The 22,924-nt window shown below is 42.2% G+C and carries 18 protein-coding genes and 1 other annotated feature; all 18 genes read left to right on the top strand.

The genetic code is table 11. The features are described from left to right. Nucleotides 1-81 precede the first annotated feature (81 nt). The 18 genes from DWY07_RS04490 (at nt 82) to DWY07_RS04410 (ending at nt 22,922) form a co-directional block, all read left to right on the top strand. Nucleotides 82-2,511 carry an ABC transporter permease gene (locus DWY07_RS04490; RefSeq protein ID WP_117822296.1) on the top strand — a complete coding sequence of 810 codons (2,430 nt, stop codon included), beginning with the start codon at nt 82-84 and terminating at the stop codon, nt 2,509-2,511. 62 nt (nt 2,512-2,573) lie between these two features. After that, nucleotides 2,574-5,030: an ABC transporter permease gene (locus tag DWY07_RS04485; RefSeq protein ID WP_117822295.1), complete on the top strand. Its 2,457-nt coding sequence runs from the start codon at nt 2,574-2,576 to the stop codon at nt 5,028-5,030. A gap of 146 nt (nt 5,031-5,176) precedes the next feature. Continuing rightward, on the top strand, nt 5,177-5,854 hold the full coding sequence (locus DWY07_RS04480; RefSeq protein ID WP_008402588.1) for an ABC transporter ATP-binding protein: 678 nt from the start codon (nt 5,177-5,179) through the stop codon (nt 5,852-5,854). Nucleotides 5,855-5,856: 2 nt separating this feature from the next. Continuing rightward, the gene (locus DWY07_RS04475) at nt 5,857-6,777 is read left to right on the top strand and encodes a hypothetical protein (RefSeq protein WP_242997302.1); all 921 of its coding nucleotides are present in this window, start codon (nt 5,857-5,859) and stop codon (nt 6,775-6,777) included. Further along, on the top strand, nt 6,778-8,061 hold the full coding sequence (locus DWY07_RS04470) for an FtsX-like permease family protein (protein ID WP_117822294.1): 1,284 nt from the start codon (nt 6,778-6,780) through the stop codon (nt 8,059-8,061). A gap of 118 nt (nt 8,062-8,179) precedes the next feature. After that, the gene (gene acpP, locus DWY07_RS04465) at nt 8,180-8,413 is read left to right on the top strand and encodes an acyl carrier protein (protein WP_008402591.1); all 234 of its coding nucleotides are present in this window, start codon (nt 8,180-8,182) and stop codon (nt 8,411-8,413) included. 181 nt (nt 8,414-8,594) lie between these two features. After that, nucleotides 8,595-9,518 carry an ACP S-malonyltransferase gene (gene fabD, locus DWY07_RS04460; RefSeq protein ID WP_117822293.1) on the top strand — a complete coding sequence of 308 codons (924 nt, stop codon included), beginning with the start codon at nt 8,595-8,597 and terminating at the stop codon, nt 9,516-9,518. Then, a complete protein-coding gene (gene fabG, locus DWY07_RS04455; protein WP_117822292.1) occupies nt 9,511-10,251 on the top strand; it encodes a 3-oxoacyl-[acyl-carrier-protein] reductase in 741 nt (246 codons plus the stop codon). Before fabD ends, fabG begins: the two co-directional genes overlap by 8 nt. 246 nt (nt 10,252-10,497) lie before the next feature. Then, nucleotides 10,498-10,788 carry a type II toxin-antitoxin system RelB/DinJ family antitoxin gene (locus DWY07_RS04450; RefSeq protein ID WP_117822291.1) on the top strand — a complete coding sequence of 97 codons (291 nt, stop codon included), beginning with the start codon at nt 10,498-10,500 and terminating at the stop codon, nt 10,786-10,788. Beyond that, nucleotides 10,778-10,906 (top strand): hypothetical protein, encoded by a 129-nt coding sequence (locus tag DWY07_RS13510; RefSeq protein WP_264293251.1) that lies wholly within the window; start codon nt 10,778-10,780, stop codon nt 10,904-10,906. Before DWY07_RS04450 ends, DWY07_RS13510 begins: the two co-directional genes overlap by 11 nt. A 122-nt stretch (nt 10,907-11,028) precedes the next feature. Beyond that, nucleotides 11,029-12,021 (top strand): hypothetical protein, encoded by a 993-nt coding sequence (locus tag DWY07_RS04445; protein ID WP_173784176.1) that lies wholly within the window; start codon nt 11,029-11,031, stop codon nt 12,019-12,021. A 168-nt stretch (nt 12,022-12,189) separates the two neighbouring features. Then, nucleotides 12,190-13,953, top strand: coding sequence for a leucine-rich repeat domain-containing protein (locus DWY07_RS04440; RefSeq protein ID WP_173784175.1), 1,764 nt, complete (start codon nt 12,190-12,192; stop codon nt 13,951-13,953). A 183-nt stretch (nt 13,954-14,136) separates the two neighbouring features. After that, the gene (locus tag DWY07_RS04435) at nt 14,137-15,147 is read left to right on the top strand and encodes a MotA/TolQ/ExbB proton channel family protein (protein WP_117822289.1); all 1,011 of its coding nucleotides are present in this window, start codon (nt 14,137-14,139) and stop codon (nt 15,145-15,147) included. Nucleotides 15,148-15,150: 3 nt separating this feature from the next. Continuing rightward, nucleotides 15,151-15,906 (top strand): OmpA family protein, encoded by a 756-nt coding sequence (locus DWY07_RS04430; RefSeq protein WP_117822288.1) that lies wholly within the window; start codon nt 15,151-15,153, stop codon nt 15,904-15,906. A gap of 207 nt (nt 15,907-16,113) precedes the next feature. Continuing rightward, entirely contained in the window at nt 16,114-17,349 is a 1,236-nt protein-coding gene (gene fabF / locus DWY07_RS04425; RefSeq protein ID WP_117822287.1) for a beta-ketoacyl-ACP synthase II, read from the top strand. 152 nt (nt 17,350-17,501) lie between these two features. Next, nucleotides 17,502-17,639, top strand: a sequence feature (ribosomal protein L10 leader region). 55 nt (nt 17,640-17,694) lie between these two features. Next, nucleotides 17,695-18,183, top strand: coding sequence for a 50S ribosomal protein L10 (gene rplJ / locus DWY07_RS04420; RefSeq protein ID WP_008402032.1), 489 nt, complete (start codon nt 17,695-17,697; stop codon nt 18,181-18,183). Between the two features lie 84 nt (nt 18,184-18,267). Beyond that, nucleotides 18,268-18,633 carry a 50S ribosomal protein L7/L12 gene (gene rplL / locus DWY07_RS04415; RefSeq protein ID WP_117822286.1) on the top strand — a complete coding sequence of 122 codons (366 nt, stop codon included), beginning with the start codon at nt 18,268-18,270 and terminating at the stop codon, nt 18,631-18,633. Between the two features lie 449 nt (nt 18,634-19,082). Beyond that, on the top strand, nt 19,083-22,922 hold the full coding sequence (locus DWY07_RS04410; RefSeq protein ID WP_117822285.1) for a DNA-directed RNA polymerase subunit beta: 3,840 nt from the start codon (nt 19,083-19,085) through the stop codon (nt 22,920-22,922). Nucleotides 22,923-22,924: the final 2 nt, after the last annotated feature.

Below are 22,924 nucleotides of genomic sequence, written 5' to 3'. Positions count from 1 at the left end.
GAATGTAAGATAGAAGTGAGAAGATAGATACAACGAAGAGGTATCTATCTTTTTTTCATATATATCACGGGGAGGTAATGAATGACAGATTATAAAAAACTCGCACTTTATTATCTAAAAGCAGGTAAAAGGCGATGTATCGTTACGATCGTTGGGGTGATGATCACAGTGGCGGTGCTATATACAGCATTGAATTTTGGATATTCGTATGTGCTTCAGACACGGCAGGAAGTGAGGAAAGAAGCAGACTATGAGATCGTTTTTTTGTCAGAAGATACAGACAGATTAGCGCAGATCGCAGCAGATGACCGGGTACTTCAGGCATATAGCGGGGCGTATTCCGGTGAAGAATATGTCAGTGATGAAGAAAGATTTGTAGAAGTAAATTATAAAAATGCTTTGTATGTGAATATCAGACATCCTTATCAGATGGAGTCGGTCATGGAGGCTATGAAAGCGGATTACGGAGTGGATGCAAGGCTGAATAATGAATTGGCTGTGTTATATCTTCAGGATTCAGATGGTCTGCTTGGTGTTGTATTGATCCTTGTTCTGTTGGTTGCTTATATCTTTGCAATCTTTGCTGTCGGAATGATCAGAAATACGGTGCAGATGTTCACGTTAGAGCAGGTAAAGGATTATGGAATCCTGCGGTGCATCGGAGCAACCAAAGGACAGTTGAACCGGGTTATATACAGGATGGGAGCGGGCATGGAACTGACAGGCATTGCAGCCGGTGTACTGCTCGGAACCATCATCAGTGTGATCCTTGGTTTTTCAAAGGATGTAAATGTCGGATTCCATATCGGACCGGCTATTCCGATCCTGATCGCATATCTTGGAGATCTGTATTTTGTTATGCAGGAGTGTTCAAAGCTTGTGACGAAGATATCTCCGGTCAGTGCGGTCCGTGGGGAGTACCGGATCAAAAAGGAAAAGATCAAGGTTCGTGGAAATGGTCTGATGGGGCGGTTGTTCGGTGTTGAAGGCGCCTATGCAAGAAAAAGTGTATTGCGGAACAGCGGACGATTTGCAAAGACAGTAACAGCCATGATGCTCAGCATAACGGCGATCATTATATGCTTAAGCATCGAGAGTATGGTTCATGATACGAAAAAGAATATTAATGATATGTATGGCAGATATCTGGAAGAAAACCAATCGCCTGCCAGCATATTTAATGATGTGGAATGGATACAGAGTGAGGATTTGCCCTCTGCCGAAGAGATCAAAGAGAATTCTTTGCATTACTATGTAACAGAAACAAAAATGGTATACAGTGCCAGAGGAAATCTGGTAGATCCTGAAACCTATTATGGCAAGTTTAACAAAGATTATGCAGAACAGACGAGTTTGGGAAGTTACATCGAAGCAATGATGCAGAGATGGAGAGAACGGAATACAAAGGAATACAGCGAGAAAGATGATGTAGAATATGAAAAGGCTGTTGACAGTCTGAATAGTTCATTTATAAGCATTGAAGGTTGTGATCAGAATGATCTGGACTATCTGTCCGAATTTATAGAGAGTGGAACTGCGGAGCTGGATGACGATGGTATCCTGGTTATCGGTGGAGGAAGTGTAATGGATTATTCCTGGACGGGTGATGAAAAGCTGACATTGTATGATCTGGGAAAGCATTTTGATACATATGATCTGCAGGTAGGAGATACGATCCGGCTGGTTGATTACAGGGAATATAAAAAACGATATCAGGCGGCTTATGACAAGATGATGGCAGACAGCATTTTGGTCAGTCCTGAGGTAGATACGGGAGATACCTATATCTCAGAAGAACGGGCAACCAAAGAGGGCAGATCAACCTGGCGTGAACAGTATGTGATCGCTGAGCGTATCCGTCAGGAACTTATTGAGGAAGGATATTATCGAACCTATACAGTTCAGGGAGTTCTGGATTTTGGAGATCAGCTGCTTCCGGAATGGGCTGATATCTATATGAAAAGAGATTCTTATTTCGATCTGACCGGATTTGATGAACAGGATATGACGGGAGTAAAGTATGCGATTGATCTTGACAGTGTACCGATATCCTATTTTGACATGCTATCGTCCGATCTTACGGATGTTTTGTATGGATATGCATATGCCAGAAATGTAATGCGGTATGCGTTGGCGTTTGCTGCCTTTGTATTTATATTAAGTTCAGTGAATATCATTAATACCACAGCAGGAAATCTGCATATGAGGCGAAAAGAACTGGCGCAGCTCCGGGTACTTGGAATGTCCAGAAAGAGGTTGATCCATACGGTCATGTTAGAGGGAGTGATGGCAACTGCCTTATCGAATATTCTTGGATTTTTATTCGGTACGATATTTACAATATATATCTATGAATATCTCAGCATGCTTTTATATATAAAACCGACCATTGCCTGGTGGGCATTTGGAGTCGGGTTTGCCGCATCTGCATTGGTAATCTGTGGAAGCATCTATGTATCACTTAGGGATCTTCCGGTTGATATTGTGGATGACCTGAAGCTTGAGGAATAAAAAACGATAATGATGAAGAAAGGCCAAAGTTATCGGTGTGAAATAAAAAGGAGAGGTGAGAAATGACAGACTATAAGAAACTTGCAGCATATTATCTGAAAGCCAGCAAAAAGCGGTGTGTGATCACGATCATCGGTGTAATGATCACAGTGATCGTATTGTATGCGGGATTGAACATTTTCTATTCTTATATGCTGCAGCAGCAAAAAGATGTAAGAAAGGAAGCGGACTATGAGATCGTGTTCCTGACGGATGATCAGGAAACCTTATCACAGATTGCGTCGGATGATCGTGTCACACAGGCATATACAGGAAAATATGCGGTGAGTGAGTGGGAGACAGTGAACGGAACGGATGGCAAATATGTAGAAAAGGTATACGACAATGCATTGTATGTAAATACCGGACATCCTTACAGGATGGCTAAGATCATGAACGAGATGATAGAAGATTATGGGGTGGATGCAGAACTTAACTGGAATCTTTCCACTTGGTATCTGCAGGACATGGAGGAAGGATTTGCCGTTATATTGATCGTGGTTCTGCTGATTGCATATATATTTGCAATCTTTGCAGTCGGAGTTATCAGAAATACGATCCAGATGTTCACATTAGAGCAGGTGAAAGACTATGGAATCTTACGATGTATCGGAGCAACGAAAGGACAGCTAAGCGGCATCATCTATCGGATGGGAGCCATGCTTGAGATAGCCGGACTGCTTGCCGGCATTGTGATGGGCGGAATTGTCAGCATGATCCTTGGATTTATATTTAAGATAAGCGCAGGCTTCCATATCATTCCGATGATACCGATCCTGATCACTTATCTGGGAGATATGTATTTCGTAATGCGTGAGAATGCCAAGCTGGTAACGAAGATGACGCCGGTCAGTGCGGTTCGTGGTGAATACAGGATCAAGAAAGAAAAGCTTCGTCGTCATGGCGGCGGACTGATGGGAAAGATATTTGGAATCGAAGGATCATATGCCAGAAAGAGTGTTCTTCGAAACAAAGGAAGATTTATAAAGACAGTAACCGCTATGGTGTTTAGCATTTCGGCGATCGTATTGATCTGCAGCTGTTGGGGACAGCTTCGGAAATACTGGAAGTCTACAGATGAAAAGTTTGGAGATTATCAGATCAATCTGACATCATATTCATCCGCTACAACGAGTCTGGAGGAAGCGCAGAGCACCTTGCCATTTGTAGAGGTATTCCGGGAATTGTCACGGAATAATAGTGTAGAAGAATCGAAGAAGGTATATGGCTGCAAGGCCGATCTGGTAGATACGGATTCTTATACAGGAAAGATCACAGATGAATTCCGGACAAAGGTTACGATGGGACATTATTACGGTGTCTATATGGATAAGTTAAATGGAACAGGAGAGGCATCTGATGATAAGGATCCGGAAGTTACCAGAAGTGTAGCGGAAACTATGGTAAACAGTACCGATGTGATCGGATGCGATGATTCAGATCTGAATCATCTTACAAAATATCTGACAGCGGGAACAACGGAGCTGTCAGAGAATGGTATTCTGGTTGTGGCAGGAGGAAGCTTTAACAGTTGGGATCTGGACGGAGATGCCTATGGGGATGAGGCTGATACCTTATATGACAAGATCTATCATTTTGAGACTTATCATTTTGAACTGGGTGATACCGTTCAGTTAGTCGATTTTGCTCTGTATCAGAAGGAATGTCTGAAAGCAAAGGAGAGGATCGAGCAGGAATTTGAAAAACTGCAGAAGGAAGCAGGAACGACACAAGACAGTGGCGAAATAGAAAATGCAGAAGGAAGAACGGCTATGCGCCAGGAGTATGTGGAATATGAGCAGATCAGAGATCAGCTGATCGCAGAGGGACACTACAAGACCTATAAGGTAGAAGGTATTCTGGATCTTGGCACACAGGTATTTGGTGAGACTGCAGACCGTCAGATCTATATGCGCCAGAATGATTATTTCGATCTGACCGGATATGGAGAAAATGACATTGCCGGAATGAAATATAAGGTCAATCTGGATAGTGTATCAGCCAGCTCTGTAACAGATATGCTTTCCTATATCGGTGATTCCTTATATGGAGAGTCTATGCAGCTCTGTGTATACCTGAAAAGCTTTGTCCGGTATGCAATCGCAGCGGTATTGTTTATCTTTGTATTAAGTTCAGTAAATATTGTGAATACGACAGCCGGAAATCTGCATCTGAGACGAAAAGAATTCGCACAGCTCCGTGTCATCGGAATGTCCAGAAAGCGCCTGTTGAAAACCGTTATGTTAGAGGGGGTTATGACGACAGTGGTAGCCAATGTACTCGGCTTTATTATAGGTATCGGGTTATCGTATGGAGTATTCATGTATCTTAATATGGTGATCGAGGCAGGAAAGTCCATTGCCTGGTGGGCATTTGGAGTCGGACTTGTGGCATCCGGTCTGATCATCTGCGGAAGCATCTGGCTGGGGATCAGAGATCTTCCGGTAGCCATGGTAGAAGATCTGAGGCTTGAAGAGTAGGCGTGAAAGGTAAGTTTGATACAGCAGATGAAAGGTGAAACGGAGTTGCTGTATTACAAGGTTAAAAAACAGAAATGCAATAAATATATAGATAAAAATTATAGATAGAAAGATCTGCGGGAAAGGCAGAGGAAAGAGGGTACGCTATGGAAATCGTAAAAATGGAACATGTAACAAAGATATACGGAGAAGGAAATACCAGAGTATGGGCGCTTGATGATGTGAACCTGACAGTGAATAAGGGCGAGATCGTGGCGGTTGTCGGTGCATCCGGTTCCGGTAAATCCACCCTGCTTCATGTTATGGGTGGTGTGGATACTCCAAATGAGGGAAATGTCATCGTAGACGGAAAGGATATTACAAGACTGACCGATGAGGAGATGTCAGTCTTCCGTAGAAGAAAGATCGGATTTGTATTTCAGGCATATCATCTGATCCCGGTACTGACAGTAGAGGAAAATATCAAGATGCCGATCCTGCTCGATCACAGAAAGCCGGATCGCGATTACATCGATCATATTATCGAGATGTTAGGTCTGAAGGACAGACGGAAGCATCTTCCAAACCAGTTATCCGGTGGACAGCAGCAGCGTGCAGCGATCGCAAGAGCACTGGCAAATCGCCCGGCATTGATTCTTGCCGATGAGCCTACCGGAGCACTTGACTCCAAAAACGGAAATGAAGTTATCACTCTGCTTCAGGATTCTGTTAAGAAGCTGGATCAGACACTGGTACTTATCACACATAATATCGATCTGGCGAGAGAGGCAGACCGTATCGTGAGGATCACGGATGGAAAGATATCAGAAGGAGAGGAGATGTAGAGATGAAACGAATACTAACAATCTGTATGGCATGTGTACTTGGATTCCTTACTGTATTTGGATATAAGGACACGATGGCTTTTGTATCGGCAGCGGAGCCAAAGGTTATGGTAACCGATTATAAGATCAAAGAGAATGAAGTAGTGGCAGGCGGAACCTTTACACTTGAGGTTACGATCAAGAATACCGCAGATAAAAAGATCAGTAATCTGAAAATGGCAGTCGCTTCCGAGGGAGGCGAACTGATTCCGGCATCCGGAGCCGGAACCGGATATCTGGCAAGTCTGGAAGGCGGAGAGACTTATACATTTGAGTTCCCGATGCAGGCAGCAGCCAATCTGGAAGAAAAGGCTTATAAGCTGACAGTGACAGATGAGTATGAAGACCGCTATGGCAATCCATATACCGTGACAGATACGATCTATCTGCCGGTTACGATCAAACAGCGCGGTGAGATCACAGGCGTATATGCAGAGTCAGATGTGACACTCGGAGATTCTATCGAGATCATGGGAAGTGTCAGCAATCTGGGAGCATCTACCCTCTATAATGTAAAGGCAAAGATCGATACAAGATTTACATCTGAAGGTGATGTCTATATCGGCAATATCGAACCGGGTAAGAATGGCTCGATCGATATACTTGCAAACACAACGAAGACGACAGGCACCGGCGGTGAGATGGGTAAGCTTATCGTTACATATGAAGATAAGTCAGGAAATGTAACAACGCTGGAAGAGAATTTCTCGATCAGCGTAAATGCACCTGTCTATACAGATATTGAAAAGGTAAAGGATGTACAGAAGAAGGATTACAGTAAGATGATCATAGAGATTGTTGCCGCTGTGGTTGTTGCAGCACTCATTGTTATCTGGATGATTCGCAGAAGAAAGAGGAAGAAAGAGATATTGGAGGAGTTCTAAATGGGTTGGATCAGTCATTTATGTTTGATGAATATGAAAAGACGAAAAACCAGAACCTTTCTAACCATACTTGGAGTTGTGATCGGTGTGATCTCTGTTGTGACCCTGCTTGCAGTTGGTATCGGCGTACGACAGGAAATGATCAATACCATGGTGGATAGTGAAAGTATTTGTCGGATTCAGGTGACCGGAGCAACCGGCGGCAAGCACAAAGACCGGATGATCATGGATCAGACCGTGAAAACTTTTCAGGAGCTTGAATATGTCAGTTCCGTATATCCGACCTATGAGATGTATGTGACCATCACAAATGGAAAATATTCTTATGATGGTGCGATTACCGGTATTCCACAGTCAGAACTTGCGAAGCTTAAGTATACAAAGACGTCAAAGCAGACAACATCGAGCGTGAAGCCGGTGCTTATCATGGGAAATAAGGTTACATCCTTATTCTATAATCCGGAAACGGAGCAGACCTATGATGTGACAGAGAAGAAAAAAGCAGAGACATGGATCGGAAAAAAAGTGGATCTATCCTTTTGGGACTCGCAGGAGATGGCATCGGTGAAGATAGAAGTCGGAGCGGTTATTGACAGTGGAGAAGATACATATAACAGAGACTCACAGAGCATTTACTGCGATCTGGATGTGTTAAAGAGCTTTTTAGGCAGAGTATCCAGTGGGGGAACGCTGCCGGGACAGCCGCTTGATGCAAATGGAAATCCGTACAAGAATTTCGTATATTCCGGAGCGGTTGTGACTGTTGATAATATCGATCATGTCGATTCTACCGTGAAGAAGCTTCAGGATATGGGGTATACGACGGAAAATGAGAAAGAGTATCTGGATACGATACAGAAATATCTGAAGATGGTACAGCTTTTACTGGGTGGTATCGGAGCGATCGCACTGATCGTAGCGGTGATCGGAATCAGCAATACCATGACAACATCGGTATTTGACCGGATCAATGAGATCGGTGTATTAAAGGTTCTCGGATGCGATCCGGATGAGCTGCAGCTCCTGTTCCTTACAGAAGCAGGAATCATCGGAGCGGCGGGCGGTATCATAGGAGTGCTTTTATCGTATGTTTTTAAGGGTATCGTAGATAAGATCGCTATTAAAATGTTCGATCTGGCAAAGGGAACGCAGATTGCAATAATCCCATGGGAACTTGCAGTCGGAGCCGTTGTCGGAGCGATTCTGCTTGCGATATGTGCCGGATATTTTCCTGCGAGATTTGCATCGAAATTGCAGCCGTTAGATGCTGTCAGAAACAGATAGAAAAAAAGGAAAAAAACGGAACAGTATTTTGTTGACTTTACTGTATCCATGCGTTATATTATAATCGTCCGCGGGGCAGTGAGATAAACATTTACTATATTTAGGAGGAATTATTAATATGTTCGATAAGGTAAAAGCTATTTTCGAAGAGCAGTTAGGAGTATCACAGGATGAGATGCAGCTTGATACTAACTTCAAAGATGATTTAGGAGTAGATTCATTAGATTTATATGAGATAGTAATGAAGATGGAAGATGAATTCGACGTTGAGATCCCTGCTGAGGAGCTTGAAGACGTTGCTACATTCGAAGACGTACTTAACTATCTTAAGAGCAAAGGTGTAGAAGAATAATTCACATCAGAAGCAGACAAGAGGCAGCGAAGATGTCTATATACCAGATTTGCCCAGCGCAGGTTGGTGGATGACAGACTGGCTGCTTCTTTTAGTATAGAGGAACAGACGATGGCGACAGTCAAAGAGTGAATGATGTTCGGCCGTTGTCAGTAAATATAAAGAATAGACAGGTGAGAAAATGGGTAAAACAGCAGTTATTTTCCCTGGCCAGGGCGCACAGTATGTAGGCATGGCTAAGGATTTCTATGACAGTTTTGAAGACAGCAAGGCAGTAATCGATACAGCAGACAGTGTGCTTGACATTGATCTGAAGAAGATCTGCTTTGAGGAAAATGAAGATATCAACAAGACAGAATATACACAGCCTGCTATGGTAGCAGCAGAACTTGCTATCTATGAGCATGTAAAGAATGCAGGTTTGAAGGCAGATGTATTCGCAGGTCTGTCACTTGGTGAGTACAGCGCACTTACAGCTTGTGGAGCTATGAAGCTTCCGGATGCGATCCGTACCGTAAGACAGCGTGGTATCCTGATGCAGAATGAAGTTCCGCTTGGTCAGGGTGCTATGGCAGCCGTTATCGCTACAGATGCAGAAGTGATCGCAAAGGTCTGTGAGGAGACTCCGGGCAATGTTCAGATCGCAAATTATAACTGCCCCGGACAGATCGTTATTTCCGGTGAGACAGAAGCCCTTGACAAAGCATGTGAAGCCCTTCAGGCAGCAGGAGTCAAGAGAGTGATCAAGTTAAATGTCAGCGGCCCATTCCATTCCAAGATGCTGGAACCGGCCGGTGAAAAGTTATATGCATACTTAAGAGATGTAGAGATCGCAGAAGATTTCCTTCCATATGTATGTAATGCCGATGCATGTTATGTAACAGATGCTTCAGAGGTTAAGACTTTACTGATGCGTCAGGTATATTCATCTGTCAGATGGCAGCAGAGTATCGAAGCTATGATCGCAGACGGCGTAGATACATTTGTAGAGGTTGGACCAGGAAAGACCCTGTCCGGCTTCATGAGAAAAATCAACAAGGAAATGAAATGCATCAACATCGCAACGGTTGATGATCTGAAGAAATTGGAGGAACTGAATGCTTAAGGATAAGGTAGCAGTCGTAACAGGAGCCGGACGTGGTATCGGCAGAGCCATCGCAAAGACATTTGCAGGATATGGCGCAAAGGTAGTTGTCAATTATAATGGCTCAGAGGAGCGTGCAAACAGTCTCGTAGCAGAGATCAAGGAAGCTGGCGGAGAAGCAGTTGCTTATAAGGCAAATGTAGCTGATTTTGCAGAAGCAGAGGGACTTATCAAGTTCGCACTGGAGCAGTATGGCAGAATTGATATCCTCGTAAACAATGCCGGTATTACAAAAGATAATATCATGCTCGGTATGAAGGAAGAAGATTTCGATCAGGTTATCAATATCAACCTGAAGGGTGCATTTAACTGTATCAAGCATGTGTACAGACCGATGATGAAGCAGAAGTACGGCAGGATCATCAACATGTCATCCGTAGTCGGCATTGAGGGAAATGCAGGACAGATCAACTATGCTGCATCCAAAGCCGGAATCATCGGCATGACGAAGTCTGTAGCAAAGGAGCTTGGCAGCCGTGGTGTAACAGCAAATGCGATTGCGCCGGGATTCATCAAGACAGATATGACAGACGCAATGTCAGATAAGATGAAGGATGCGATGCTCGACCACATCACAGTTAAGAGACTGGGTGAGGTATCAGATATCGCTGAGACAGCAGCATTCCTTGCATCCGACAAGGCATCTTACATTACAGGACAGGTTATCCGTGTAGACGGTGGCATGAGCCTGTAAGACAGAATAGAATATAGTTTAAAGAATATAAATGCCAGATACAAAGTATATATTTGTATCTGGTATTGTTTCGTTATAACATTTTTATTTTCCAAAAAATTGTATTTATTTTGAATTTTGTAATGAAATTATCATTAATATTGTTTTTTTATATTTGATATTGTAATATAAACATATAAAAGTAATACAATATATTGATATATCAATACAAATGCAATACAACAGCAAGAGTGAAGGAGGCGCTATATGGCAAGTACAATTCAGGTTAGAGTAGACGATGAATTAAAAAGAAAATCAGATAGTTTGTTCAAGGATTTGGGAACAGATACTACGACAGCGATAAGAATCTTTTTGACACAGGCAGTAGCCGCAAATGGATTTCCATTTGAGATTAAAAGAAGTAACAACATATATCAAAGTATGTCCGAAGAAGATGTACTGAAAAGACTGGAAGATGCGAGGGAACACGCAGAGCAGGGAACATGTATAGACGCAGATGCATTTGTGGCAGATATGAGGACAAAATATGGCATATAAGATTTTTATTACGATTGATGCAGCGGAGGAGTTGGAGAAGATTATTCAATATTTGATCGAAAAAAAGAGAAATCCACAGGCTGCGACAAGTTTATTAAATGATTTTGCGAAATATTGATAAATAATTATAAACTTGTTTTCCTTTCTGATATCCGTTACAATCAAACTTGGAGAGACGGAGGCAATATACAAAGCTAAAATATGCATGTTATTCTTTTTTATCGGGAAAGGAGATGAAATATGGATAACGAAATTGTATATTCCTCCAAGGCTACTGATCAGAAAGCACAGTATGATGCCAGTGCCAAGCGCTTGCTTGGACAGAAGATCATATTGGCGCATATACTGATCAGGGTAGTAGAAGAATTTAAAGGTATGGATGCAGATACGGTTGCATCATTGATTGAAGGTGAACCGTATATCAGCCAGGTTCCGGTAGAACCGGGATTAACGAACAAAGAAACGGTGGATGCCAGAACCGGTGAACGGATTGTCGGACTGAATACAGAAAGTTCCGAAATTGATGAGGGAAAGATATATTTTGATATTATCTTCCATGTATGGATGCGGGATGGACTGGCGAAAATGATCATCAATCTGGAAGCGCAGAAAAATGAACCGACGAAGTATCACATACTTAATCGGGCAATCTTCTATACGGCAAGACTGGTGTCATCCCAGAAAGAGCGGGAATTTACAGGTTCTGACTATAACGAGATCAAACAGGTGTATTCCATCTGGATCTGTATGAATATGAAAGAGAACAGTCTGAGTCATATTCATATGGTAAAAGATGATTTACTTGGCGAACAGGATTGGAAAGGCAATCTGGATATCCCTAACATCGTGATGATCGGACTGGCGAGGGAGATTTCACCAAAGGAAGAACAATATGAACTGCATCGATTGCTGGGAGCGTTACTATCGCAGACAATGACGGCGGAACAGAAATTGAAGCTGATGAAACAGGAGTATGACATACCGGTAGACAGAAATGGTATTAGAGATGAGGTGAAAGTCATGTGTAATCTGAGTGAAGGCGTAGAAGAAATGGGATATGCAAAGGGCGAAGCCGCTGGCAGGTCAGAGGGCGAAAAAATAGGCGAAGCACGAGGCAAGACTATTGGAAAATCTGAGGTTATCCTGAAAATGCATAAGAAAGGCTATTCCTTAGAGCAGATCATGGATGTAACCGATATGAGTGAGACGGAAATCAAGACAATTATAGGATAAGAGCATAGGCAGAACAGGTAATATGTATATTTTAGCAGAAGTCCGGATATGGCAGAAATGCTCTATCTGGATTTTTTTTGAAGGCTATGTTAAAACTTTTTTAGGAGTCATCCTGTCTATTATAGTAGATGCCTGACATTCATGATTATAAGTAAAGGAGAGATGATTATGGGAAAAATGAAAAGCAGATTAAAGCGGTTCGTTGTCTGGTGCATGGCGGTAGTCATGTTGTGCATGAGTGGACCGTTTACAGCAAATGTGGCAGCGTTGGAAAGTGAGACACCGGAACTTGCGGCAGCAAAGACTGTAAAGATCAAAAATGCAAAAGTTGGAACAAAAGTCACGGTAGGGAATTATACCTACAGAATAACCGCACTGACCCCGAAGAAGAAAACGGTAGAGGTAACGGGATTTACAAAAAAAGCAAAAAAGAAGCGCACTGAGGTGATGGTGCCTGCCAGTATAAAGATTACATCGAAGACAGGAAAGTATAAGGGAACTTATAGTTTTAAGGTTACGTCTGTTGGGAAAAAAGCGTTTTACAATAACAAGAAAATATGGAAGGTCACATTGGGAAATAACATCCGTACAGTAAAAAAACAGGCATTTTACGGATGTACCAATCTTCTGACTCTTATTTTCTATGACGCATCCAATCTGAAGGTATTTGAAGCAGGAGCATTTCAGAATTGCAAAAATCTGTGGTATACGAACCTGGACAAGCAGAATCTGATGATAAAAAAGATCGGGAAAAATGCACTAAAAAACTCAGGCATAAAAGATAATCCGTATTTTATCAAAACGAGGAGAAAACCGAAAACAATCGATAACAATCAGATGATCATAACAGAGTCATACGAGGACGGCGGTGAAAAGATCGGCGGGCTGGATAATATGGGTGAGGGTGTTGTGAGCAAATGGAAAGGGCTTGTTGTCTATTCGAAGAAACCGGTAAATCCAAGAAAATTTATTGCGAAATATGGAGATTCATATGGATACCGAGAGGCTGATCTGCCGGTGCTTGATGGTTCCGGTGGGGCAACAACATATCTGCCAAATTACAAAAACATAAAGATTTTGTTCGGAGCAAACACCCATAAACTGGAATCGTCCATTTGGGAAGTCTTTGGAGAGATAAATATGGAATATTATAACGTTGCTCCTTATATAAATGCAGGATATAAATATATGACCTATATTTACATAGACAGCTTGGTAGAAAAACCATATGATCTTTCTATTTATTATGGAAAAGAAAAAGTAAAAACGGTCAAGATGGAAGGCATCACAAAGGCAGAAAGAAAAACAGCCCTGAAGGAATCGGTTACAACCTGGGGAACTCTGGCGGATGTTTTAAAAGTAAACAGGCTGTTCGAGAAACTGAGAGCAGGCTATGAAAAGAAGTATAACAGATCTGCAAAAAATCTTGATATGGGAGAAATGATACAGTTACTGGATGCTTATATAGGCTCATTTCCATATAAAGAATATAATTGCGGGGCGGTCTGGTATATGGTCGAGGCAGCAAAATACTACGGAGCATATGGAATGGTTGTATACAATGATTCGGAAAAAGAATATTATCGAAATCTGCAGCCGACCATATATGGTTCGCTCAAGAATTATAATGCGGTTCATGATGAACATACAAAGATGTATTTTCACACGATCGGAATGGTGATCTATGAAGGCGGCTATATGTTTGGAGAACTAAATGGTAATATGGCGAACCATAAGAGTACATATATGAAATGCCTGCCGGAGGATTATCATAAGATTACAGAATTCAGAATGGATCAGACCCCTCTGACAAGTGTTGATGAACATTGTATCCAAATCGCATCGTATAAAAATGTTGCTGATTTCTGGCAAAAGAATTATAAGATAGATGTTCATACATTCGATCCGTATAATCCGGATACATGGTATTAATTCGGAATTGTTAATATACGGCATCAGATACAGATAATAGAATTTATTTGTATCTGGTGCCGTTTTTTTACGCATTGTGATGGTAAAAAATGCGGATTAATGCTACAATAAAACGAATGGGGAAACGCTTTGGCAGATACGAATGAAAAGGCTGAATGAGATTATACGAGAGGAAACGAAAAAATGAACAAACGAAACCGGTTAAAAACCATTCGGCCGCAGAATGAACGTGCGGCAAGAGCATTCCGTAAGAAGCAGAACATGAAGGTAGAGCTGAATAAAAAGTGGCTGCCTGTTGTCTATGTGGTGATGCTCGGCATCTGTATTTTACTGAATGTGACAAATGATAGTCTGGATCCGGCAAATGTGCTGATCAGTGTCTGTATGTTTGGAATCGTGGGAGCGATATTTGTCTATGCATATAAGCATCTGAAGCATATCGACCAGATGGGGGAAGATTTTCGTATAGCCATCAGCTATATCAAGGGCGACTATGCAAAAGAAAAGAAGCTTCTTTGGGATCTGTATCGTACCGAGACCCGGTATGGTATCTTTAATGAGGAACATCTGAGAAATTCCTATGTAGATTATGTGGAAGAAATGAAACGTCTGGAGCAGGATGAAGAAGGAAAATATGCCTGTGACATCGAAGATTTTATAAATTATCAGTTGATCGATGATGCAGTAGAAAAGGGTCGTCTGAATCTGGTGCCGGGTGCCATGACCGGACTTGGTATTCTTGGTACCTTTATCGGTCTGTCAATCGGACTTCAGGCATTTAACACTGGATCAGCAGAAGAGATCACGAACAGTATCGGACCTCTGATGGATGGTATCAAGGTTGCATTCCATACCTCTATCTATGGAATGATCTTTTCCCTGACATTTAATCTGATCTTTAAGACGGTTCTGGAACAGGCATATCATAAGCTGGATGAATTTGTAGCAGAGTTCAAACGGTATGTACGTCCGGATGCGACTTACGATAACGGTAATCTGGAACTGGATTTTCAGAAGAAACAGTTGGAAGCAACGATAGCAACACAGAAAGCCATCGAGGAGACATTGGCTTATCTGAAATCTATGCATGAGGACATCGAGGATATCCGTATCCTGACAAAGGATCAGAATGATATCTTCCGTGGCAGATTGAACCGCCCGAGAGCGATCGAACAGAGCAGCAGGGAGGGATAAGGCATGAGCAAGAAACGAAGAAGACCGGAGGAAGAAGAAACCTCCTACTGGCTGTCTTATTCCGATATGATGGCAGCACTCCTTCTGATCTTTATCCTGATCATTTCATTTACACTGATGCAGTCAAAGAGCCAGTACGAGAGCAAACAGGCAGAGCTTGATAAGCAGAAGGAGATCATTAAAGAGCAGGAACAGCTCTTAAAAGACCAGCAGGAGGAGCTTGACCGTATCGCAGGCATCCGAAGTGATCTGGTGGCGGCTCTCCGCGATGAGTTTGCAGACAGTTCGTTAAATGTAAAAGTTGATGAAAAAACCGGAGCGATCACATTTGATGCAAGCGTTTTGTTTGATGTAGCAGACAGTGATCTGAAGGAAGAAGGAAAGACGTTCTTAAAAGAATTTCTTCCAAAATATTGTAATGTGCTGTTAGATGAAAAATATCGTGATTATGTATCGGAGATTATTATAGAAGGTCATACAGATACGAATGGATCTTATATTTATAATCTTGAACTTTCCCAGCAGAGAGCCTTTTCTGTTGCAAAGTATTGTCTGACTGAGAGTAACGGGATCATAAGCTCCACGGATGTTGAACTGCTTCGAAGTGTGCTGACGGCAAATGGAAAGTCCTACAGCAATCCGATTTATAAGGAGGATGGATCTGTCGATCTGGAAGCATCCAGACGAGTAGAGATTCTGTTCCGGCTTCAGGATGAAGAAATGATCGCTGAGATGATGGATATTCTGAAAGAGAAATAGATATTTTGAAAGAGAAACAGACCAACACTTGCGGTTTTAAAAACGAGATGGTACAATGAGCATTGCGATGGGATGTGTTTGTACATACCAGCATAATGCGAAACCAACATTGAACCGGCAGGTGAAATGGTACAATGAGCATTACGGCGGTACATATTTATATGATATGTACTAAATGGATAGATTGTCTTTTGAAAGGAAAACGAGATGAAAAGAGTAGTTGTAACAGGAATGGGCGCTGTAACCCCGATTGGAAATAACGTAGAAGAATTCTGGGATGGCATTAAGAAGAATAAAGTAGGTATTGGCGAGATTACAAAATTTGATGTATCCGAATATAAATGCAAAATGGGTGCTGAAGTAAAAGATTTTGATCCGAAACAATATATGGATCCAAAGGCAGCCAGAAGAATGGAGCCGTTCTGCCAGTATGCAGTTGCAGCTACAGGCGAAGCAATCAGGAATGCGGGTATTGATCTTGAGAAAGAAGACCTGACAAGATTCGGAACCTGTATCGGTAACGGACTTGGCGGTGTAGCTACGATCGAAAAGGAACATGCCAAGGTTATGAATGGTAAGGCAAACCGTGTCAGTGTAATGATGGTTCCTATGATGATCTCGAATATGGCAGCCGGAAATGTAGCGATCGCATATGGCTTAAAGGGCAAATGTACAGATGTTGTAACAGCATGTGCGACAGGAACAAACAGCATTGGCGAGGCATATCGTTATATTCAGGTCGGAGATGCAGATGTGATGGTAGCCGGAGGCGCTGAATCACCGATCTGTGAGACAAATGTTTCAGGATTTATCTCCATGACAGCTCTTTCAAGTGCAACAGAAGCAGATCGTGCGTCGATTCCGTTTGACAAAGACAGATGTGGATTCGTTATCGGTGAAGGAGCTGGAGTCGTAGTTCTGGAATCTCTGGAGCATGCGCAGGCAAGAGGAGCAAAGATCCTTGCCGAGGTTGTCGGATATGGTTCCACCTGTGATGCATTTCACATTACATCCCCTGCCGAGGATGGAGAGGGTGCAGCAAGAGCCATGACACTCGCGATCAACGAGGCTGGCATTACACCGGCAGACGTTGATTATATCAATGCACACGGAACAAGTACCCACCACAATGATCTTTATGAAACAAGAGCCATTAAGAAAGCATTTGGTGAGGATGCATATAATGTAAATATCAATTCTACAAAATCCATGATCGGTCATTTATTTGGCGCGGCCGGAGCAGTTGAATTTATTACATGCGTAAAATCTATCGAAGATGGATACATTCACCCAACAGTAGGTCTTCGTGAGACAGAAGGCGAGATCGACCTGAATTATACAAAGGGTGAGGGCGTTCATAAGGACATTACATATGCACTGAGCAATTCTCTTGGATTTGGCGGACACAATGCAAGTATCCTTGTAAAGAAATGGGAAGAATAAGATCCAGACAAAAACAGATATAAAAGAATTACACATCATAAATAATGTGAGCAAAAGTATTTGCACGAAAAAGTGTAAATTTACATGGAAAAGTGAAAATTTACATCAAAAAGTGAAAAAACGTATTGACATATTCCTTGTGTTATGGTAAAGTATCTCCCGATGAACTGCCGAAGACAGTAGGTGCCGGATGGCATAAGTTGAAAAACACCTACCGAGGAATATATCGTTAATATTATTTTAACTATATGCTCTCTGTCTTATCGACAGAGAGCTTTTCTTATTTTAGCAGAAGATGCTTTCTGTTAACTATGTGCAGTCATTAGTAAAACAAGGAGGCGCATTATGGCAAAGGTAGAGATTAAGAAGCCAGTAGTTGAAGAAATCAAAGCTAACTTAGATGGTGCTCAGACAGCAGTTGTAGTTGACTACCGTGGACTTACAGTTGAGCAGGACACACAGCTTCGTAAGCAGTTAAGAGAAGCTGGGGTTGTTTATAAGGTATACAAGAACACCATGATCAACTTCGCTATTGAAGGCACAGAGTTCGAGGGACTGAAGCCATGTCTCGAAGGACCTACCGGATTAGCTATCTGTAAGACAGATGCTACAGCAGCAGCCAGAATCCTGGCTAACTTCGCAAAGACTGCTCCGGCACTTGAGCTTAAGGGTGGCGTTGTAGAAGGTACATTCTACGATGCAGCAGGTATCGCAGTTATTGCAAACATTCCTTCAAGAGAAGTACTTATTTCCAAATTCCTTGGAAGTATCCAGTCACCTATTGCAAACTTCGCTCGTGTTATCAAGCAGATTGCAGAACAGAAGGAAGCTTAATTATTTGTGCATACAGGCACATCGGCTTCTATTTAATAGAAGCAGCAATTATTAAACTATATTATATTAATGGAGGAAATAATAATGACAACTCAGGAAATTATTGAAGTAATCAAAGGTTTATCAGTATTAGAATTAAATGACTTAGTTAAAGCATGTGAGGAAGAATTCGGCGTATCAGCAGCAGCAGGTGTTGTTGTAGCAGCAGCAGGCGGAGACGCTCCAGCAGTAGAAGAGAAGGATTCATTCGATATCGAACTTACAGAAGTTGGTCCTAACAAGGTTAAGGTTATCAAGGTTGTTCGTGAGATCACAGGTCTTGGCTTAAAGGAAGCTAAGGACGCTGTTGATGGCGCTCCAAAGGTTATCAAAGAGGGAGCTTCAAAGGACGAGGCTGAGGAAGCTAAGACTAAGTTAGAGGCTGAAGGCGCTAAGGTTACATTAAAGTAATTTTATTCCTTGTATTTATGAATATCTTTCGACCTGGCGGGAGAATTACCTGCCAGGTCGTTTTTGTCAAAGTTCCGGCGAACTGATCATTTTTATCAATAAGAGCAGTTGAGACCGAATAAGTGATTATAAGATTCTGAACACAGATACGACATGATATAGTCAGCGTTATGTATCTGTTCTGTAATAATACCGCTGCAGGCTGTTTCAAAAGAATGCAGAGGGGCATATAAATATGGATAAAAGTTCATATACAATTCTTTAATAAAAAATTCCAAATATTTCTTGACATATACCTTGAAAATGTGATACAGTGTAGGATGTCTATACTATGGGTTGGTTTGCGTTCGAACCAGACATATAATGACACGGCTAATATATTTCGGTTAAATGTAAGCATTTCAACAGAATATACGCTTAAAAATAAATTCCAAGGGGTGAATGTGTCGATGGAAAAAAACAGAATTAGTCCTGTTCAATCTGGTAAAGGTATCCGAATGAGTTATTCCAGACAGAAAGATGTACTGGAGATGCCTAACTTTATCGAAGTTCAGAAAAACTCATACCAGTGGTTCCTTACCGATGGTCTGAAGGAGGCATTTAAAGATATCTCTCCTATTACTGACTATACAGGACAGCTTAGTCTTGAGTTTGTAGATTTCCAGTTATGTAGAGATGATGTGAAGTACTCAATCGAAGAGTGCAAGGAAAGAGATGCAACATATGCTGCACCGCTTAAAGTAAAAGTAAGACTCCATGCAAATGACGCAAAGGAAATGTCAGAACATGAGATTTTCATGGGTGATCTTCCTCTTATGACCGAGACAGGTACATTTGTGATCAACGGTGCAGAGCGAGTTATCGTAAGCCAGTTGGTGCGTTCACCTGGTATCTACTATGATATTGCACATGATAAGATTGGTAAGAAGCTGTACTCCTGTACAGTTATCCCAAACCGTGGTGCATGGTTAGAGTACGAAACAGATTCGAATGATGTTTTCTATGTTCGTGTAGATAGAACCAGAAAGGTGCCTATCACAGTACTTATCCGTTCACTGGGAATCGGAACAAATGCAGAGATTATCGATCTGTTTGGCGAAGAACCAAAGATTTTAGCAAGTATTGAAAAGGATCCTTCTGAGACATATCAGGATGGTCTTCTTGAGCTGTACAAAAAAATAAGACCGGGTGAGCCTCTTGCAGTAGAGAGTGCAGAGAACCTGATCAATGCAATGTTCTTTGATCCAAGACGTTATGATCTTGCAAAGGTTGGACGTTATAAGTTCAATAAGAAGCTGGCATTCCAGAACAGAATTACAGGTCAGATACTTGCAGAGGATGCGATCGATCCGGCAACCGGTGAAGTGATCGCAGAAGCAGGCACGACACTTACAAGAGCACAGGCAAAGGATATCCAGGATGCTGCTGTACCATATGTTATGATCCAGACAGAAGAACGTAATGTAAAGGTGCTTTCAAATATGGTAGTAGATCTGTCCAAGTATGTTGGATTTGATCCTGCTGAAGTAGGTATCCATGAGGGTGTATACTATCCTGTTCTTGAAACCCTTTTAAATGAATATTCAGACGAAGAAGAATTAAAGGCAGCTATCGCAAGAGATGCATCTGACCTTGTTCCAAAGCATATAACAAAAGAAGACATTATCGCTTCAATTAACTACAACATTCACCTTGAATATGGTATTGGAACAAAGGATGATATCGATCACCTGGGTAACAGACGTATCCGTGCAGTCGGAGAACTTCTTCAGAATCAGTATAGAATCGGTCTTTCCAGACTGGAAAGAGTTGTAAGAGAGAGAATGACGACTCAGGACGTAGAGACGATCACTCCACAGTCTCTGATCAACATCAAGCCTGTAACAGCAGCAGTTAAGGAATTCTTCGGAAGTTCCCAGTTGTCACAGTTCATGGATCAGAACAATCCATTGTCTGAGCTGACTCATAAGAGAAGATTATCAGCCCTTGGTCCCGGTGGTCTGTCACGAGACAGAGCAGGATTCGAGGTTCGAGATGTACACTATACTCATTATGGTAGAATGTGTCCTATCGAGACTCCTGAAGGTCCTAACATCGGTCTGATCAACTCTCTGGCTACTTATGCAAGAATCAATGAGTATGGTTTTGTAGAAGCACCATACAGAAAACTGGATAAATCAGATCCTGCAAACCCTGTAGTTACAGATGAGGTTATTTATCTGACGGCAGATGAAGAAGATAATTACAGAGTTGCACAGGCAAATGAACCTCTGGATGCAGATGGTCATTTCGTAAATAACAACGTATCAGGAAGATACAGAGAGGATACAACAGAGTTCCCGAAATCAAGAGTTGATCTGATGGACGTTTCTCCTAAGATGGTATTCTCAGTTGCTACATCCATGATTCCTTTCCTTGAGAACGATGATGCAAACCGTGCTCTGATGGGATCAAACATGCAGCGTCAGGCAGTTCCGCTTATGCTTACCGAATCAGCCGTTGTAGGTACCGGTATGGAAGCAAAGGCAGCTGTTGATTCAGGTGTATGTATCGTTGCAAAGAGAGATGGTGTAGTTGAATATTCCACAAGTAAGGAAATCTGTATTAAGGCAGATGAAGATGGAACAAAGGATATCTACCACGTTATCAAGTTCGCACGAAGCAATCAGGGTAACTGTATGAACCAGAGACCTATCGTATTCAAGGGCGAGCATGTTAAGGCTGGAGAGGTTATCGCAGACGGACCATCTACTTCAGGTGGAGAGATCGCACTTGGAAAGAACCCTCTGATCGGTTTCATGACCTGGGAAGGTTACAACTACGAGGATGCTGTTCTTTTAAGTGAAAGACTTGTAAAAGATGATGTATATACATCTATTCATATTGAGGAGTACGAATGCGAAGCGAGAGATACCAAGCTCGGACCGGAAGAGATCACAAGAGATCTTGCTGGACTGTCCAATGATGCATTAAAGGATCTGGATGAGAATGGTATTATCCGTATCGGTGCTGAGGTTCGTGCCGGAGATATCCTTGTCGGTAAGGTTACTCCTAAGGGAGAGACAGAACTGACAGCAGAGGAAAGACTCCTTCGTGCCATCTTTGGTGAGAAGGCAAGAGAAGTAAGAGATACTTCCCTGAAGGTTCCTCATGGAGCATTTGGTGTCATCATGGATACCAAGATCTTCACAAGAGAAAACGGTGATGAACTTTCACCGGGTGTTAATAAATCAGTCAGAGTATACATTGCTCAGAAGAGAAAGATCCAGGTAGGAGATAAGATGGCTGGTCGTCATGGTAACAAGGGTGTAATTTCCCGTGTACTTCCGGTAGAAGATATGCCATTCCTTCCAAATGGTCGTCCGCTCGATATCGTGTTGAACCCACTGGGCGTTCCTTCACGTATGAATATCGGACAGGTTCTTGAAATCCATCTTGGTCTTGCTTCACAGGTTCTCGGATTCAAGGTTTCAACTCCTGTGTTTGATGGTGCAGACGAGTTTGATATCATGGATACTCTTGAGATGGCGAATGATTATGCAAATACCGAGTGGGAAGATTTCTATGAGAAATATAAAGACTCTGTTTCGGAAGAAGTAATGAATTACCTCTATGAGAACAGAGACCACAGAGAAGAATGGAAGGGCGTTCCGATCGACAGAACCGGTAAGGTACAGCTTCGTGACGGTAGAACCGGTGAAGAATTTGACAGCCCTGTAACAATCGGTTACATGCATTATCTTAAGCTCCACCATCTGGTTGATGATAAGATCCATGCACGTTCAACCGGTCCGTACTCATTAGTTACACAGCAGCCTCTGGGTGGTAAAGCTCAGTTCGGTGGACAGCGTTTCGGTGAGATGGAAGTTTGGGCACTGGAAGCATACGGTGCATCATATACATTACAGGAAATCCTGACTGTTAAGTCGGATGATGTAATCGGACGTGTTAAGACATATGAAGCGATCATTAAGGGTGAGAATATTCCTACACCTGGTATCCCTGAGTCATTCAAGGTACTGCTGAAGGAATTCCAGTCACTTGGTCTCGATGTCAGAGTTGTAAAAGACGATATGACAGAGGTTGATCTCGGTGAGACGATCGAAGCGTATGACGAGAATGTTAAGAGCATGATCGATGATGATAAACGGGAAGCTGATGAACGTGAATTTGAAGAAGCGGGCTTCAGCGGAACAGATGAAAATGATGAGCTGACATCATTATCAGACGGAGAATATCTGGATGATTACAATGACGACTATGATGGCAACTCGGATGATGAATTTTAGAA

The organism is Clostridium sp. AF23-6LB (genome assembly GCF_003461085.1).
GTDB classification, from domain to species: domain Bacteria; phylum Bacillota; class Clostridia; order Lachnospirales; family Lachnospiraceae; genus Coprococcus; species Coprococcus ammoniilyticus.
This window is presented reverse-complemented; position numbering and strand designations above follow the sequence as displayed.

Excerpts from the sequence above, each read along its gene's own strand:
- DWY07_RS04485 (WP_117822295.1), top strand. The coding sequence starts at position 2,574 with ATGACAGACTATAAGAAACTTGCAGCATATTATCTGAAAGCCAGCAAA.
- fabD (WP_117822293.1), top strand. The coding sequence starts at position 8,595 with ATGGGTAAAACAGCAGTTATTTTCCCTGGCCAGGGCGCACAGTATGTA.
- DWY07_RS04480 (WP_008402588.1), top strand. The coding sequence starts at position 5,177 with ATGGAAATCGTAAAAATGGAACATGTAACAAAGATATACGGAGAAGGA.
- DWY07_RS04475 (WP_242997302.1), top strand. The coding sequence starts at position 5,857 with ATGAAACGAATACTAACAATCTGTATGGCATGTGTACTTGGATTCCTT.
- acpP (WP_008402591.1), top strand. The coding sequence starts at position 8,180 with ATGTTCGATAAGGTAAAAGCTATTTTCGAAGAGCAGTTAGGAGTATCA.
- fabG (WP_117822292.1), top strand. The coding sequence starts at position 9,511 with ATGCTTAAGGATAAGGTAGCAGTCGTAACAGGAGCCGGACGTGGTATC.
- rplL (WP_117822286.1), top strand. The coding sequence starts at position 18,268 with ATGACAACTCAGGAAATTATTGAAGTAATCAAAGGTTTATCAGTATTA.
- DWY07_RS04430 (WP_117822288.1), top strand. The coding sequence starts at position 15,151 with ATGAGCAAGAAACGAAGAAGACCGGAGGAAGAAGAAACCTCCTACTGG.
- DWY07_RS04445 (WP_173784176.1), top strand. The coding sequence starts at position 11,029 with ATGGATAACGAAATTGTATATTCCTCCAAGGCTACTGATCAGAAAGCA.
- DWY07_RS04440 (WP_173784175.1), top strand. The coding sequence starts at position 12,190 with ATGGGAAAAATGAAAAGCAGATTAAAGCGGTTCGTTGTCTGGTGCATG.
- DWY07_RS04410 (WP_117822285.1), top strand. The coding sequence starts at position 19,083 with ATGGAAAAAAACAGAATTAGTCCTGTTCAATCTGGTAAAGGTATCCGA.
- DWY07_RS13510 (WP_264293251.1), top strand. The coding sequence starts at position 10,778 with ATGGCATATAAGATTTTTATTACGATTGATGCAGCGGAGGAGTTGGAG.
- DWY07_RS04450 (WP_117822291.1), top strand. The coding sequence starts at position 10,498 with ATGGCAAGTACAATTCAGGTTAGAGTAGACGATGAATTAAAAAGAAAA.
- DWY07_RS04470 (WP_117822294.1), top strand. The coding sequence starts at position 6,778 with ATGGGTTGGATCAGTCATTTATGTTTGATGAATATGAAAAGACGAAAA.
- DWY07_RS04435 (WP_117822289.1), top strand. The coding sequence starts at position 14,137 with ATGAACAAACGAAACCGGTTAAAAACCATTCGGCCGCAGAATGAACGT.
- DWY07_RS04490 (WP_117822296.1), top strand. The coding sequence starts at position 82 with ATGACAGATTATAAAAAACTCGCACTTTATTATCTAAAAGCAGGTAAA.
- fabF (WP_117822287.1), top strand. The coding sequence starts at position 16,114 with ATGAAAAGAGTAGTTGTAACAGGAATGGGCGCTGTAACCCCGATTGGA.
- rplJ (WP_008402032.1), top strand. The coding sequence starts at position 17,695 with ATGGCAAAGGTAGAGATTAAGAAGCCAGTAGTTGAAGAAATCAAAGCT.